This is a genomic window from Gordonia sp. NPDC062954 (genome assembly GCF_044543825.1).
Classification (GTDB): domain Bacteria; phylum Actinomycetota; class Actinomycetes; order Mycobacteriales; family Mycobacteriaceae; genus Gordonia; species Gordonia tangerina.
The window spans coordinates 103,365-116,498 of the sequence record NZ_JBITWL010000007.1 but is presented as its reverse complement, the minus strand read 5'-3'; the positions used below and the strand labels follow the sequence as shown (position 1 = coordinate 116,498).

Below are 13,134 nucleotides of genomic sequence, written 5' to 3'. Positions count from 1 at the left end.
CGGCGACGTGGCGCGCCATCGACGACCGACGAGCGGACGCCGATCGTGCTCGTGACGGGGCTTGAGGCGGCGGCGGTATCGCGGGTCGGGGATGCTCTCACGGGTGAGATGAGTTTGGATACCGCAGGGACCGTCCTGGTGCATCACGACTTCTCGCACGTCGCTGACGGCAGGGTGGCTCGGCTCATGAGCTGGGTTGACCCGGATGGGCGGCGACGCGAACGGACAATCGGCGTCGAACTCGCCCACGGATGCGTGCCTTGCACGCTTCGTGAGGATCTGCTCCCGCTGTTGCGCAGGCTCCATCGACGTTCGTCGGTGCGCCGGATCGTGTTGACCCTGGATCCGATCCTCGAACCCGAGCGCATCGCCTGGGCGATCGACGAGGTCGTGGTCGAGTCAATGCCCGGCTTCCTCGACGGTCCGGCATCGCGTGATGTCCGGATCGAGGCGACGATAGCCTGCGTCGCCGAGCAGGATTGGCTCGAATCGGCAACCGGCGACAACACACTCGCCGAGGCCGGGTTCGATCATGTCGACGACGACCGCACGCTGGCGCAGGTGGCAGTCGGCCAGGTGGCATTTGCCGACGCGCTCGTGGTGGCGGGCTGCGATCGGGCAATGCGCGACGCGTGGGAGTCCGCGCGGTTGACCGCTGTGCTCAAGCGGCTCGCCCCGAACGCACCCATCATGATCGAGTTGCCGCAGCGTCCGGTGACGACGATTCTCCTCGAACGCCTGCTCGCCGCGGTGGCGCCGATGTCGCGCCGGGGCCGTGTGGACGCCCCACACGACCCGTTGCTGCGCGGCGAGCCGCCACTGGACGCCGACTGCGGCGTGTCCTGGGTGGAATTCCACTCCGAACGGCCCATGCACCCGGGGCGACTGCACGATGCCATCGACGCCCTGCTCGACGGGGTGGTGACCGCACGCGGCAGGCTGTGGATCGCGACCCAGCCCGCAGAGGCCTTATGGCTCGAGTCGGCCGGTGGTGCCCTGCAGGTTGCCCGCGGTGGCGCATGGCTTGCCGCGATGGACGAGTCGGAGGTCGACCGGGAGCCCGCGGAACGACGCGCGATGGCGGCCCTGCGGTGGGACGAGCGCTACGGCGATCGGCACACATCTCTGGTGGCCCTGGTTCATCGCGCAGACGCATCCGAAATCCAGGACGCACTGCGGGATGCGTGTCTGAACGAAGTCGAATTCGCCGCCGGACAGGAGTTCTGGGCGACCCTCGACGATCCGTTCGGCGGATTTCATACCGATCCCTGCGACGATCTCGATCTGACCGACACCGCGACCGTCGACGCCGTGTCGATCACCGACAACACCGACCAACGAGAGGCCTGACCGATGAAACGAGACATCCACCCCGACTACCATTCCGTCGTCGTCCGCGATGCGTCCACGGGTTCGCAGTTCCTCACCCGATCGACCGCCACGTCCGACGATCACGTCGAGTGGACCGACGGCAACACCTATCCGCGCATCACCGTCGACGTGACCAGCGAATCGCATCCGTTCTACACCGGCGTGGCACGCGTACGCGATGTAGCCGGTCGAGTGGAGAAGTTCAACCGGCGCTACCCGAGATACGGTCGCTGACGCCGGCTGGAGAGGCGTCCTGTCTCAGCGAATCTGGTCACGAGGTGATCAGCGGGCCCACCCCGGACAAGAAGAAGATGAACATCGCCAGCAGGAACCATGCGGCGCCCTGCCAGATCTGCCACCGTCCACCGGAGCGCCAACTTCGGTAGGTGCGCCACAACGCGGTCAGCGCACCGATCAGCACCACGATCGGCGCGAGCACGATCAGTGCGGTCTCGGCGGTGCCGTCGGTGGCACCGGCGACCGTCGCCACGATCAGTGCGATCACCAGTGTCGCGACACCGTGCACGATGGCCGAACGCACCTCGTTGCCGCGCGGTGCGGGTCCGGTCCGCCCGAAGTCGTTGGGTGCCGCACGGTTCTCGTCGGACTCCGACGGTGCGGCCGGTGCCCTCCGCTCGCGGTGTAGTTGCTCATGGTTGGTCATCGCTCACCTCAACTCCACCCTACGCGGTCGGTGAAACCTCCTGTGACCGGGACTTTCTGCCCTTTGCTCGAACGGCCGCGCAGGGGCAGGATGGCAGGAGGACCTAGGTGGACACGAGTGAGGAGTGGTACCGAAATGAGTGCGATTCTCGTCGGTGTGGACGGATCGGATGCCTCGGACGCTGCCGTCCGTTGGGCTGCGAAGGCGGCCGTGACCGAAGGCGTGGAACTGAAGCTGGTCGGTGTCTATGACATCAGCACCAGCAACTACGCACCGGGCCTGATCATCCCGCAAGACGTCGTCGACGCGATCCGACAGGACGCCACCGACGCGGTACACGCTGCCGCCGAGCTGGCCAAGCAGACGGCTCCGGACGTGACCCTGCACACCTCGACCGCCGAAGGCGACGCCGCGCGTGTGTTGCTGGAGCTCGGGAAGGACGCCGGCACCATCGTGCTCGGTACCCGCGGATTGGGCTCGATCAAAGGCTTGTTCCTGGGATCGGTCAGTGTCAGTGTCGCCGCACACTTCCACGGCCGGGTCGTGGTGGTCGCCGGTGCCGGTGGCGACGGACCGGTGGTGGTGGGTGTCGACGATTCGCCGGTCAGCGATGTGGCGGTGGCCGAAGCCTTTCGGCAGGCCGCGCTGCGTAAGACCAAGCTCGTGGCCGTGCACACCTGGACACCCCTGGACGTGGACGCCCTGCACGGCTACGGCATCGAGCCCGCCGAGGTCACCCGGATGTCGGGCGAAGCTGTCGAAGCCGTCGCCGAACGCCTCGCCGGCTACTCGGCCGACAATCCCGACGTCGTCGTCGAACGGGTGGTGATCCCGGAGGAACCGGCCAAAGCCGTCCTCGATGCGGCGGGCGACGCACAGCTGATCGTGGTCGGGAGCAGAGGCCGCGGCGGCTTCACCGGGCTGTTGCTGGGCTCGACCAGCCAGAAGATCCTGCACCAGGCCGAGTGCCCGGTGATGGTCGTGCGGGAGTGATCTCGACTCGAGAGCTGCCGGATACCGGCAGCTCTCGGCTTTGGTGGGTGCCGACCTACGATGGTGGCGTGTCGCTGAAGAAGCTCGAACTGTCGGTGGGAGAGTTGGCGCAGCGGGCCGGCATCGCACCGTCGGCAGTGCGGTTCTACGAGGACCAGGGGCTGATCTTCAGTCGACGGACCTCGGGCAATCAGCGCCGATATCATCGCGCGATGCTGCGCCGCGTCGCCTTCATCCGCGCCTCGCAGACCGCCGGCATCCCGTTGGCCGTGATCGCCGACGTGCTCGGCGAACTCGGCGATCACGAGTCGCCGCCGAAGTCGATGTGGGAAGCCGCCTCCAAACGATGGATCGACGACATCAACAACCGCATCGCCCTGCTGGAGAACATGCGCGACATGATCGGCTCTTGCGTGGGCTGCGGTTGTCTGTCGCTGGGGGAGTGCCATCTGCTCAATCCCGGCGACGAGATGAACAAACTCGGCCCCGGACCGCGGCGGCTGATGCGTGACTGAGTGGTCCTGAGCGCCGACGATGATCGATGCCGCTGGGCATCGTGACGTCGCGGGTCGATAGTGTCGTGATCATCATGGGCCCAGATATCGACACGACAAGACCGGCATCGTGAGACAGATCCCCCGCGGAATCTGGGTTCTGCTGGCCGCCAACGTCGTCATCGCACTCGGATACGGCCTCATCGCGCCTGCGCTGCCGGCATTCGCGCGTAGTTTCAACGTCAGCTTCACCGCGGCATCGGCGGTCGTCTCCGCATTCGCAGTCATGCGGTTGCTGTTCGCCCCCACCACCGGTCGCCTCGTCACCGTCTTCGGCGAGCGTCGGATCTATCTCATCGGACTGCTCATCGTCGCGGGCAGCACGTTCGCATGTGCGTTTGCGCAGGGCTATTGGCAACTGCTGCTGTTCCGCGCGGCCGGTGGGGTCGGTTCCACGATGTTCACGGTGTCGGCGATGGCACTGCTGATCCGGATGGCGCCCGGCGAGATCCGCGGCCGCGTCTCAGGATACTTCTCGGCCGGATTCCTGATCGGAAACATCACCGGTCCGCTGATCGGCAGCGCCCTGGTCGGTTTCGGTCTGCGGATGCCGTTCGTCGTCTATTCGATCGCCCTGATGATCGCGGCGGCGGTGGTGGCCACACAGTTGCGCGATCAGGGCGGGCGGCCCGACCCGTCGTCGGCTCCGAGCGCCGGCGTCATCGCATTTCGGACCGCCCTGCGCAACAGCACCTACCGGGCCGTCCTCACGTCGAACTTCGCGCAGGGATGGGCGTCGATGGGGGTTCGGGTCGCGGTGGTGCCGCTGTTCATCACCGACGGACTCGACGAGGGCGCCGCGATGGCAGGGGTGGCGCTGGCCGTCTATGCCGTCGGAAACGTGGCCGCCATCGTCGTCGCCGGACGACTGTCGGACACCTTCGGCCGACGGCCGGTGATGCTGCCCGGCCTCGCCATCGCCACGATCGCCACCGGTGCGCTCGGCCTGTCGCCCAATCTGTTGGTGGCGCTGGGACTCTGTCTGGTCGCCGGAGTCGGCTCCGGCCTGTTTGCGCCGACACACCAGGCGGCGCTGGCCGACGTGTTGGGCAATCGGCAGCAGGGCGGGTCGGCATTGGCCGCCTACGGTATGTCGTCGGATCTCGGCGCGGTGAGCGGGCCGGTCGTGGTGGGCTTCGTCGCCGACCGCGCCGGATTCGGTCCGGCGTTCCTGTTGACCGGGGTCGTCACGGCGGTCGCGTTTGTCCTGTGGTCGTTCGCCGGCGAGACCGCCCCCGCGGTGGTGGGCAGCGGCCCACACCTGACCGAGGTGGAACGCGACCCGAACGATCCCTAACACGGGTGAGATCGCCGGTGACGAACTACCGTTGAGCCATGAGCATTATGGCAGCCGACTACCCGCTGGGATCGCGGTCCGAGGTCGGCAGGCTGCGTGCGGTGATGCTGCATCGTCCGGGCGACGAACTGCTCCGGCTGACCCCGCGCAACAACGATCAGTTGCTCTTCGACGGGCTGCCCTGGGTGGCGCGAGCTCAGGAAGAACACGATGCCTTCGCCGACGTGCTGCGGGCCAACGGCGTCGACGTTCACCTGCTGGGTGACCTGCTGACCGAGACGATCGGACACAGTGGCGCGGCGCGCATTCAGGGCATCAGTTCGGCGGTCAGTCCGCGCCGGCTGGGGACACACCTCGCCGAGGACCTCGCCGCGCACCTACGGGGTCTGCCGGCGGCCGAACTCGCGCATGTGCTGACGGCCGGGATGACCTTCGACGAGTTGCCGGTGACCCCGGCGGCCGCATCGTCGTCGTTGGTCCGACGGATGCACCACGGCCCCGAGTTCGCGATCGAACCGTTGCCGAATCTGTTGTTCACCCGGGACAGTTCGTTCTGGATCGGTCCGCGTTTCGCGATCACCTCGCTGGCACTTCCTGCGCGCGTGCGGGAGACGTCGTTGACCGACATCATCTATGCCCATCATCCGCGGTTCCGGGGCGCGCGGCGCGCCTATGAATCGCAGGTCGCTCCCGTCGAAGGTGGCGACGTGCTGTTGCTCGCGCCGGGAGTCGTGGCGGTGGGGGTGGGGGAGCGAACCACCCCGGCCGGCGCGGAAGCGCTGGCCCGCAGCCTCTTCGACGACGAGTTGGCGCACACCGTGCTGGCGGTCCCGATCGAACAGGCCCGTGCGTTCATGCATCTCGACACGGTGTGCACGATGGTCGACGTCGACGCGGTGGTGATGTATCCGAACATCGCCGAGACGATGTCGGCGTTCACGATCCGATCGGTTGGTGACGTGGTGAGCGTGTCCGGGCCCCGCCCTTTTGTGGACGCGGCGGCCGAGGCGATGGGAATCGAGAAGTTGCGGGTCATCGACACTGGGCTCGACCCGGTGACCGCCGAACGCGAACAGTGGGATGACGGTAACAACACGCTGGCGCTGAGCCCGGGCGTCGTGGTGTCCTACAACAGGAACGTGGAAACCAACCGCCGCCTGCGGGATTCGGGGATCGAGGTGTTCGAGATCGAGGGCCGTGAGCTCGGGTCGGGCCGCGGTGGACCGCGGTGTATGTCGTGTCCGCTGGCCCGCGACGAGCTGGGCGGGACCTGACAATGGATCTGGGTGAGAGTCTCACGATCGATCCCGACGGTGGCCCGCCGTTCGAACAGGTGCGCAGCGGCATCATCGAACTCATCCGGCGCGGCGACCTCCTGGTGGGGCAACGCATCCCGACCGTCCGTCGGTTGGCGGCCGATCTCGATCTGGCGCCCAACACGGTGGCCAAGAGCTACCGCGAACTGGAGTCCGCCGGGGTCATCGAGACCCGTGGTCGGCACGGTTCGTTCATCAAGGCCGGACAGGACACCGCCCGCGACCGGGCCCAACAGGCGACCGTGGACCATGTCGCAGCATTGCGGCAACTGGGTATCGACGACGACGCCATCGTGGCCCTGGTGCGTCAGGTCGTCAACGGGTGACCCAGTGGCCCCGTCGGTAAACAGCACCACTCAGCCCCAGCTGGGCAACCAGATCTGCTGTTGCCACTGCGCCGGCGAAATGGGACTGGCCGTGAGGATCGGCCACAGCCAGATGAAGTTGACCACCACCAGTGCCACGTAGACGGCAACGACGAGCACCGCCAGGGTGCGGCGTTCGGGGCGCCATCGGGCCGTTCGTCCTGCGGTGCGGAGCAGGTCGCCGCAGGCCAGTGCCAGGCCCATCGCCAGGAATGGTGCCATCACCGTTGCGTAGAAGAAGTACATCTGGCGGTCGAGGTCGGCGAACCACGGCAGCAGTCCGGCCAGGTAGCCGGTGAGTACCGCCGCATATCGCCAGTCGCGGCGCACGATCCATGACCACAACCCCCACAGCACCATCGGCAGGGCCAACCACCACATCGCGGGCGACCCGATCAGCATCTGCGCGCGGACGCACTCGCCTGCCCCGCACTGGTCGGGGCCGTTCTCGATGGCGTACAGCATCGGCCGCAAACTCATCGGCCAGGTCCACGGCTTGGATTCCCACGGGTGGTGGTTTCCCGCCGAGTTGGTGAGGCCGGCGTGGAACTGCAGGATGCCCGATTCGTAGAACCAGAACGAGCGCCACGCGCCCGGTACCCAGGAGAACGAGCCGCCGACCCCGATCTGATTGCCCACCTCGTATCGGTAGACCGCGGTCTCGCTGTTGAACCAGGGTATGAAGGTGACAAAGTACAGGACGACGGGCAGCACTGCGAGACTCATCCCGGCCGGGAACAGATCGCGCCGCAGTACCCCGAGCCAGGGGCGTCGTACGTGATAGGCCTTGCGCGCTGCCACGTCGAAACCGACTGCGAGGAGTGCGAAGAACACCACGAAGTACGCGCCCGACCACTTGGTACCGCAGGCCAGACCGAGCATGACCCCGGCGGTGAAGCGGTACCAGCGAAACCCCAGCCGGGGGCCGAACGCGCTGTCGGTGATCCGGCCCTCAACGTAAACCCGATGCATCCGGGCTCGGACCTGATCACGGTCGGCGATCAGCGCGGTGAACGCCGCCACCAGGAACGCCGCCTGGAAGATGTCGAGCATCCCCATCCGGGACTGGACGAACAGCACGCCGTCGCAGATGGCGAACACCCCGGCGATGGCGCCGACCAGCGTCGAGCGCGTCATACGGCGAACCGTGCAGTAGATCATCACCACGATGGCGATGCCGGCGACAGCCGGGGCGATCCGCCAGCCCACGGGCCCGTAGCCGAACATCGCCTCACCGGCCGCGAGCAACCATTTGCCCACCGGGGGATGGACGACGAGCCCATAGGCCGGGTTGTCCTCGATCCAGTTGCCGCCGGTCAGTACCTGCCAGGCCTGGGGGACATAGTGTTTCTCGTCGAAGACCGGTGTGCCCTGATCGGTCGGCCGGGCCAGCCCCCAGAGCCGGGTGATGGTGGCCACGGCCGCGATCACCACCCCGACCAGCAGACCGCGCCGGCGGTCGGGGGCCCCGAACACCGGGGTCGGGATCGACGGGCCGGGCGCGGTGCCCAGGTCCTCGGCCCGGCCGTGGTCGACAGGTGCGGGGAGGTCGCCGTCGGTCGGTGAGTCTCGGTCGAGGACGGCGGAGTCGGTCACCCGATCGATCGTAGTGGTCCCTCGTAAGCTGACTGATGATGAATGCAGGACGACACCCGGCCGGCGCACCGACACCACACCCATCCGACGACGATGAGGGCTGCCTGTTGTTGGCGGCGACTCCGATGGGGCAGGTCGAGGACGCCTCGCCGCGACTTCGCGCCGCGCTGGCGTCGGCCGACATCGTGGCCGCGGAGGACACCCGCCGGGCCCGGGCGTTGGCCAACGCGCTGGAAGTGTCGATCGGCGGCAAATTGGTGAGCTACTACGACCAGGTGGAGGCATCCCGCACGCCCGGGTTGGTCGGCGCTGTCTCCGAGGGGGCGACAGTGCTGCTGATCACCGACGCGGGCATGCCCTCGGTGAGCGATCCCGGCTACCGCATCGTCGCCGCATGCGCGCAGGCCGGGCTTCGGGTCACCTGCCTACCGGGGCCGTCGGCGGTGACGACGGCGTTGGCGGTGTCGGCGCTGCCGTCGGAGCGCTTTTGCTTCGACGGTTTCGCGCCCCGACGCCCGGGTGCGCGGCGTGACTGGCTCGCCGGCCTCGCCGACCAGCCTCGCACGACCGTCTTCTTCGACTCACCCCATCGGCTCGCCGACACCCTGGCCGACGCGGTCGACGTGCTGGGACCCGATCGCCGCGCCGTGGTGTGCCGGGAATTGACCAAGACTTACGAGGAGATCCGCCGCGGCACACTGGCCGAACTCGCGCAGTGGGCATCCGACGGCGTGCGCGGGGAGATCACCGTGGTCGTCGAGGGAGCCATCGCGCGGGCGCCCGACGCCACCGAACTGGTCGACGAGGTCGAGCGCCTCGTGGCCGGCGGCATGCGCCTCAAGGATGCGTGTGCGCAGGTGACCCACGCCGGCGGTGCTTCCCGACGTGAGGTGTACCAGGCGGTGCTGGAGCGGCGTCGGCAGGAGCCCGATCGATGACGGCGCCCTGGTCGGGTTGGTCGGTCGCGACGTGCAGGGTGACCCCGGGTGCGAGTCGGTAAGGCCGGCTGGTGATGAGGGCTCCCACCGCACGCCGCAACCGGGACATCTCGGCGCGCACCGTCACCGTGTGGCCGGTGTCGCCGAATATCAGTCGGCTCAGTCGGGCCGACGTGAGACCCGAATCACCGGCCTCGGCCAGCAGGAGCAGGATCTGCGCGTGACGTCGGGTCAACACCGTGCGCCACTCGTCGCCGTCACCTTCGACGGTCAGCGACGGTTCCCCACGCAGGTCGAGTGAGGCCACGATCGGGTTCGCCGGACCGACGCGGCGCAACAGCCACCCGGTGCCGACCGGCTGGGCGATGCAGCTCCCGATGCCGGGGACGAATTGCGGCACGTCCTCCGACGGTGCCGCGACGGCCGCAGGCGAACTGCAGCCCCGGCTGTCGGCGACCCATCCATCGCGATCGACCAGCAGAGCGGGCCCGCGGATTCCGGTGAGGCTCGCTCCGGCGCTCCGGCGCAGTTCCGCGAGCGAACGGGCGTGGGCGGCGGCGATCTCGTGTTCACCCAGCGCAGCGAGACTGGTGGCGAAGGCGGTGGAGGACGGCTGAACTGCGGTCGCCGGCCCGGCCAAGCCGACGATGCCGGTCAAGACCCCGGTCCGGGGGTCGTGGACAGGGGCCGCGGCACAGTACAGCGACTGCAGCGCGTGGTTGTAGTGTTCGGTGCCGAACACCCGGATCGAGCGGTGTTCGGTCATCACCAACGAGACGGCGGTGGTGGCGGTGGACTGCTCGTCCCACCGGCTGCCCTCCACCAACTCCAGGGTGTCGGCGACGTCGAGCCAGCGTTGGGTTCCGCCGCGCCACAGCAACACTCCATCGGCGTCGAACACCCCCATCATCAGCTCGGAGTCGTCGGCGCTGTCGGCAAAGATCTGCTGCAGCCGTTCGACCCCGACAGCCAACGGATTGGCCGCCTGTCGGATCTCGACGTCGGAAGTCTCGAGATGGACCGGAGCATGCTGATCTGCCCGCGCGCCGGCCGCACTGACACGTCGCCAGGACGCTGCCACTTCGGTACGTTCGGTCGGCACCGGCAATTCGGCAGTGACCTCTATCGCTGATTCATCACCCCGACCGCGAGCCGACCCCGTACCTCCCGTACCGGGAAGTATGGAACCTCGCATTCTCACATGCTATCGCAGGGAGTTCGCTCGGCCGGATCGGCCACCGACCTCGCCGACGATGCTGGCAGCCTTGTCGAGGCACTCCTGCCATTCGTGGTGCGGGTCGGAATCGATGGTGATGCCACCGCCGACACCGAGAGCGGCCGATCCGTCGGGGGTCACCGTGACGGTCCGGATGGCGACATTGAGATCGAGCGCGTGGCCCGGCCCGGCCATTCCGACTGCGCCGCAATACACGCCACGCGCCTGTTGCTCCCAGTCGGCGATCAACTCCATCGCGCGCAACTTGGGCGTACCGGTGACCGACGCCGGTGGGAAGGTAGCCCGCAGCAACTCGGTGTTGCCCACCCCGGGATCGACCAGCGCCTCCACCCGCGAGACCAGATGCCACACCCCGGGCGCGGCGACCACCGACAGCAGATCGGCGACACGCACCGATCCGGTACGCGCGAGCCGGCCCAGGTCGTTGCGGACGAGGTCGACGATCATGACGTTCTCGGCGACGTCCTTGGCTGAGTCGGCCAGTGAGCTCGGGTCGGCAGAGGCTGCCCGAGTGCCCTTGATGGGTGCCGACGAGACGAGGTTGCCGGTCCGGCGCAGGAACGACTCGGGTGAAAAGCTTGCCACCGTCCCCCACGTTCCTTGTAGGAAAGCGGCTTTCGCGGGAAGAGTGGCGGCCGTGATGTCGCCGAAGAACTCGAGTGGTTCGCCGGTGACGACGCCCGTGAAGTGGGTGCACACGCAGGCCTGGTAGACCTCACCGGCGCGGATCGCCTCGAGACAGGCATCGATGGCGGCCAGATGGGGTTCGCGTGCCGGTGGTTGCCACCGCGCCGACCAGGCCGCGGTGGCATTTTCTGGGTCGGCATTGGTCGGGCCGGAGTCCAGCGCGTTCGCGATCCACGACGCGCACGCCGCTCCGTCGACGTGCTGGTGGGTCCAGCGGCCCTCGCGCAACACCAGGATCTCGTCGGTCATCCCACCCACGGCCGGTGGCAGCGGCGACTCGGTGGCGCGTACCGGAAAGCCGAGATAGCCGAGCCAGAAACGGTCCGGGTCATCGGGCGGGGCGAATCCCGGTCGCAGTCGGATCGACGGTGCGATGACCGCGTCGGCATCCCACCAGTCGCCGACGAGCGCGGCCGGTGGTGGCATTCCGGCCGCGGCCGTATGTGCGTGCAGCGCACGCAGAACATCGAGCGCCGGGGTGGTCACGCCTCGTGACGCGGGAAGATCGGCGCCGGCTTGGGCAGAGCGGTACCGGCGACGAGATGGTCGTCGACCGCGCTGAACTGTCGTTCGTCGTCAGCAACCGCGAGCAGATCGAGCATGCGACCGGTGGAGGCGGGCATCACCGGCTGGGCCAGCAGGGCCACCACGCGAACCACCTCGGCGCAGACGTAGAGCACGGTCGCCGTGCGCTCGAGGTCGGTCTTCGCGAGCTTCCACGGCTCGTTGGCGGAGATGTAGCGGTTGGTCTCGGCCAGTACCGACCACAGGGCCTCGATGCCGAGGTGGATGGCCTGTGCGTCGAAGTGATCGCGGACCCGGGGGAGGAGTTGCGCGACCCGGTCCAGCAGCGCCGCATCCTCGTCGGTGCGGGGACCGGCCGCAGGCACTGCACCGTCGAAGTACTTGCCGATCATCGACAGCGTGCGTTGGGCGAGATTGCCGAACTCGTTGGCGAGATCGGCGTTGATCCGACTGATGATGGCCTCGGTGGAGTACGAACCGTCCTGCCCGTAGGAGAACTCACGCAGGAAGAAGTACCGGACCGGATCGAGGCCGAACTCGTCGATCAGCACATCCGGGTCGACGACGTTGCCGACCGACTTGCTCATCTTCTCCCCGCGATTGAACAGGAAGCCGTGGGCGAACACCCGTCTGGGCAGATCGATACCTGCGCTCATCAGGAATGCCGGCCAGTAGACGCAATGGAACCGGATGATGTCCTTGCCGATGACGTGCAGATCGGCGGGCCAGTACCGGTCGAATGCGGCCTCGTCGTCGGGGAATCCGACACCGGTCAGATAGTTGGTGAGCGCATCGACCCACACATACATCACGTGCTCGGGATGACCGGGGACCGGAACACCCCAGTCGAAAGTGGTGCGGGAGATGGACAGATCGGTGAGACCGCCCTTGATGAAACTCACGATCTCGTTGCGGCGGGCCTCGGGCCCGAGGAATTCCGGGTTGGTCGCGAACAGGTCGAGCAACTTGTCCTGATATGCCGAGAGCCGGAAGAAATAGGTCTGTTCCTCGGTCCAGGTCAGGACGTGCCCATTGTCGGTGGCGACCCGGCTGCCGTCCGTGGCGATCGTCGTGTCCGCGTCGCTGTAGAACAGTTCGTCGCGGACGTCGTACCAGCCGGAGTACGTGTCGAGATAGATGTCGCCCGCGTCGGTCATCCGCTGCCAGATGGCTTCCGATGCGCGTTTGTGGTCGGCGTCGCTGGTCCGGATGAAGCGGTCGAAGCTCGACCCGAGCCGCTCCTGCAGGGCCTGGAACCGGTCTGAGTTGCGGTCGGCGAGCTCCGCGGTGGCGATGCCTTCGGCTGCCGCTGTCTGCTGCATCTTCTGGCCGTGCACGTCGGTGCCGGTGAGGAAGCGGACGTCATAGCCGTCGAGACGCTTGAATCGGGCGAGGGCGTCGGCCGAGATGTACTCGTAGGCGTGGCCGATGTGCGGGACGCCGTTCGGATAGGCGATGGCCGTGGTGATGTAGTACGGCCGGCCGGCGCCATATGAGGCGTGATCAGCGGATTCGGTGCGGGTCGAGTCGGTCATGGTGTCGCCAAGGATACTTGGTGGCCTGTCTCGCGCATCGCCCGTACCGCCATCGA

General features: G+C 67.6%; 13 protein-coding genes. 8 read left to right on the top strand and 5 right to left on the bottom strand.

What is annotated here, in order from left to right:
• Positions 1-42: 42 nt before the first annotated feature.
• Together mrf and ACIGKQ_RS09705 are read left to right on the top strand one after the other, a co-directional pair.
• Positions 43-1,350 carry a ribosome hibernation factor-recruiting GTPase MRF gene (mrf, locus tag ACIGKQ_RS09710; protein ID WP_372475298.1) on the top strand — a complete coding sequence of 436 codons (1,308 nt, stop codon included), beginning with the start codon at positions 43-45 and terminating at the stop codon, positions 1,348-1,350.
• A 3-nt stretch (positions 1,351-1,353) separates the two neighbouring features.
• Positions 1,354-1,605: a type B 50S ribosomal protein L31 gene (locus ACIGKQ_RS09705; protein WP_235725299.1), complete on the top strand. Its 252-nt coding sequence runs from the start codon at positions 1,354-1,356 to the stop codon at positions 1,603-1,605.
• 37 nt (positions 1,606-1,642) lie between these two features.
• Here the strand turns inward: ACIGKQ_RS09705 and ACIGKQ_RS09700 are convergent, their stop codons facing one another.
• Positions 1,643-2,035, bottom strand: a complete 393-nt coding sequence (locus ACIGKQ_RS09700) for a hypothetical protein (protein ID WP_235725300.1) — start codon at positions 2,033-2,035, stop codon at positions 1,643-1,645.
• 135 nt (positions 2,036-2,170) lie between these two features.
• Here ACIGKQ_RS09700 and ACIGKQ_RS09695 point away from each other — a divergent pair, with 135 nt between their 5' ends.
• The 5 genes from ACIGKQ_RS09695 to ACIGKQ_RS09675 all read left to right on the top strand — a co-directional run bounded on the left by ACIGKQ_RS09695 (position 2,171) and on the right by ACIGKQ_RS09675 (position 6,521).
• Positions 2,171-3,028, top strand: coding sequence for a universal stress protein (locus tag ACIGKQ_RS09695; protein WP_235725301.1), 858 nt, complete (start codon positions 2,171-2,173; stop codon positions 3,026-3,028).
• 68 nt (positions 3,029-3,096) lie between these two features.
• Complete coding sequence (soxR, locus tag ACIGKQ_RS09690; RefSeq protein ID WP_235725302.1) at positions 3,097-3,543, top strand: redox-sensitive transcriptional activator SoxR; 447 nt, start codon at positions 3,097-3,099, stop codon at positions 3,541-3,543.
• A 109-nt stretch (positions 3,544-3,652) separates the two neighbouring features.
• Positions 3,653-4,879: an MFS transporter gene (locus ACIGKQ_RS09685; protein ID WP_235725303.1), complete on the top strand. Its 1,227-nt coding sequence runs from the start codon at positions 3,653-3,655 to the stop codon at positions 4,877-4,879.
• Between the two features lie 38 nt (positions 4,880-4,917).
• The gene (locus ACIGKQ_RS09680) at positions 4,918-6,153 is read left to right on the top strand and encodes an arginine deiminase (protein WP_235725304.1); all 1,236 of its coding nucleotides are present in this window, start codon (positions 4,918-4,920) and stop codon (positions 6,151-6,153) included.
• A gap of 2 nt (positions 6,154-6,155) precedes the next feature.
• Positions 6,156-6,521: a GntR family transcriptional regulator gene (locus ACIGKQ_RS09675; RefSeq protein WP_235725305.1), complete on the top strand. Its 366-nt coding sequence runs from the start codon at positions 6,156-6,158 to the stop codon at positions 6,519-6,521.
• Positions 6,522-6,551: 30 nt separating this feature from the next.
• Here the strand turns inward: ACIGKQ_RS09675 and ACIGKQ_RS09670 are convergent, their stop codons facing one another.
• Positions 6,552-8,156, bottom strand: a complete 1,605-nt coding sequence (locus tag ACIGKQ_RS09670) for a dolichyl-phosphate-mannose--protein mannosyltransferase (RefSeq protein ID WP_372475275.1) — start codon at positions 8,154-8,156, stop codon at positions 6,552-6,554.
• 38 nt (positions 8,157-8,194) lie between these two features.
• Between ACIGKQ_RS09670 and rsmI the strand changes: the two genes are divergently transcribed.
• Positions 8,195-9,094, top strand: a complete 900-nt coding sequence (rsmI, locus tag ACIGKQ_RS09665) for a 16S rRNA (cytidine(1402)-2'-O)-methyltransferase (protein WP_268900493.1) — start codon at positions 8,195-8,197, stop codon at positions 9,092-9,094.
• Here rsmI and ACIGKQ_RS09660 read toward each other — a convergent pair.
• The 3 genes from ACIGKQ_RS09660 to metG form a co-directional block, all read right to left on the bottom strand.
• Positions 8,994-10,175: a transcriptional regulator gene (locus ACIGKQ_RS09660; protein ID WP_396573409.1), complete on the bottom strand. Its 1,182-nt coding sequence runs from the start codon at positions 10,173-10,175 to the stop codon at positions 8,994-8,996. The genes rsmI and ACIGKQ_RS09660 overlap by 101 nt on opposite strands.
• Positions 10,176-10,298: 123 nt before the next feature.
• Complete coding sequence (locus ACIGKQ_RS09655) at positions 10,299-11,504, bottom strand: aminodeoxychorismate synthase component I (RefSeq protein WP_235725307.1); 1,206 nt, start codon at positions 11,502-11,504, stop codon at positions 10,299-10,301.
• Positions 11,501-13,078 (bottom strand): methionine--tRNA ligase, encoded by a 1,578-nt coding sequence (gene metG, locus ACIGKQ_RS09650; protein ID WP_235725308.1) that lies wholly within the window; start codon positions 13,076-13,078, stop codon positions 11,501-11,503. Before metG ends, ACIGKQ_RS09655 begins: the two co-directional genes overlap by 4 nt.
• Positions 13,079-13,134 lie beyond the last annotated feature (56 nt).

Bases quoted from the DNA above. Each gene is read 5' to 3' on its own strand.
- ACIGKQ_RS09705 (WP_235725299.1), top strand. From the start codon at position 1,354: ATGAAACGAGACATCCACCCCGACTACCATTCCGTCGTCGTCCGCGAT.
- ACIGKQ_RS09700 (WP_235725300.1), bottom strand. From the start codon at position 2,035: ATGACCAACCATGAGCAACTACACCGCGAGCGGAGGGCACCGGCCGCA.
- ACIGKQ_RS09695 (WP_235725301.1), top strand. From the start codon at position 2,171: ATGAGTGCGATTCTCGTCGGTGTGGACGGATCGGATGCCTCGGACGCT.
- ACIGKQ_RS09680 (WP_235725304.1), top strand. From the start codon at position 4,918: ATGAGCATTATGGCAGCCGACTACCCGCTGGGATCGCGGTCCGAGGTC.
- ACIGKQ_RS09675 (WP_235725305.1), top strand. From the start codon at position 6,156: ATGGATCTGGGTGAGAGTCTCACGATCGATCCCGACGGTGGCCCGCCG.
- rsmI (WP_268900493.1), top strand. From the start codon at position 8,195: ATGAATGCAGGACGACACCCGGCCGGCGCACCGACACCACACCCATCC.
- metG (WP_235725308.1), bottom strand. From the start codon at position 13,078: ATGACCGACTCGACCCGCACCGAATCCGCTGATCACGCCTCATATGGC.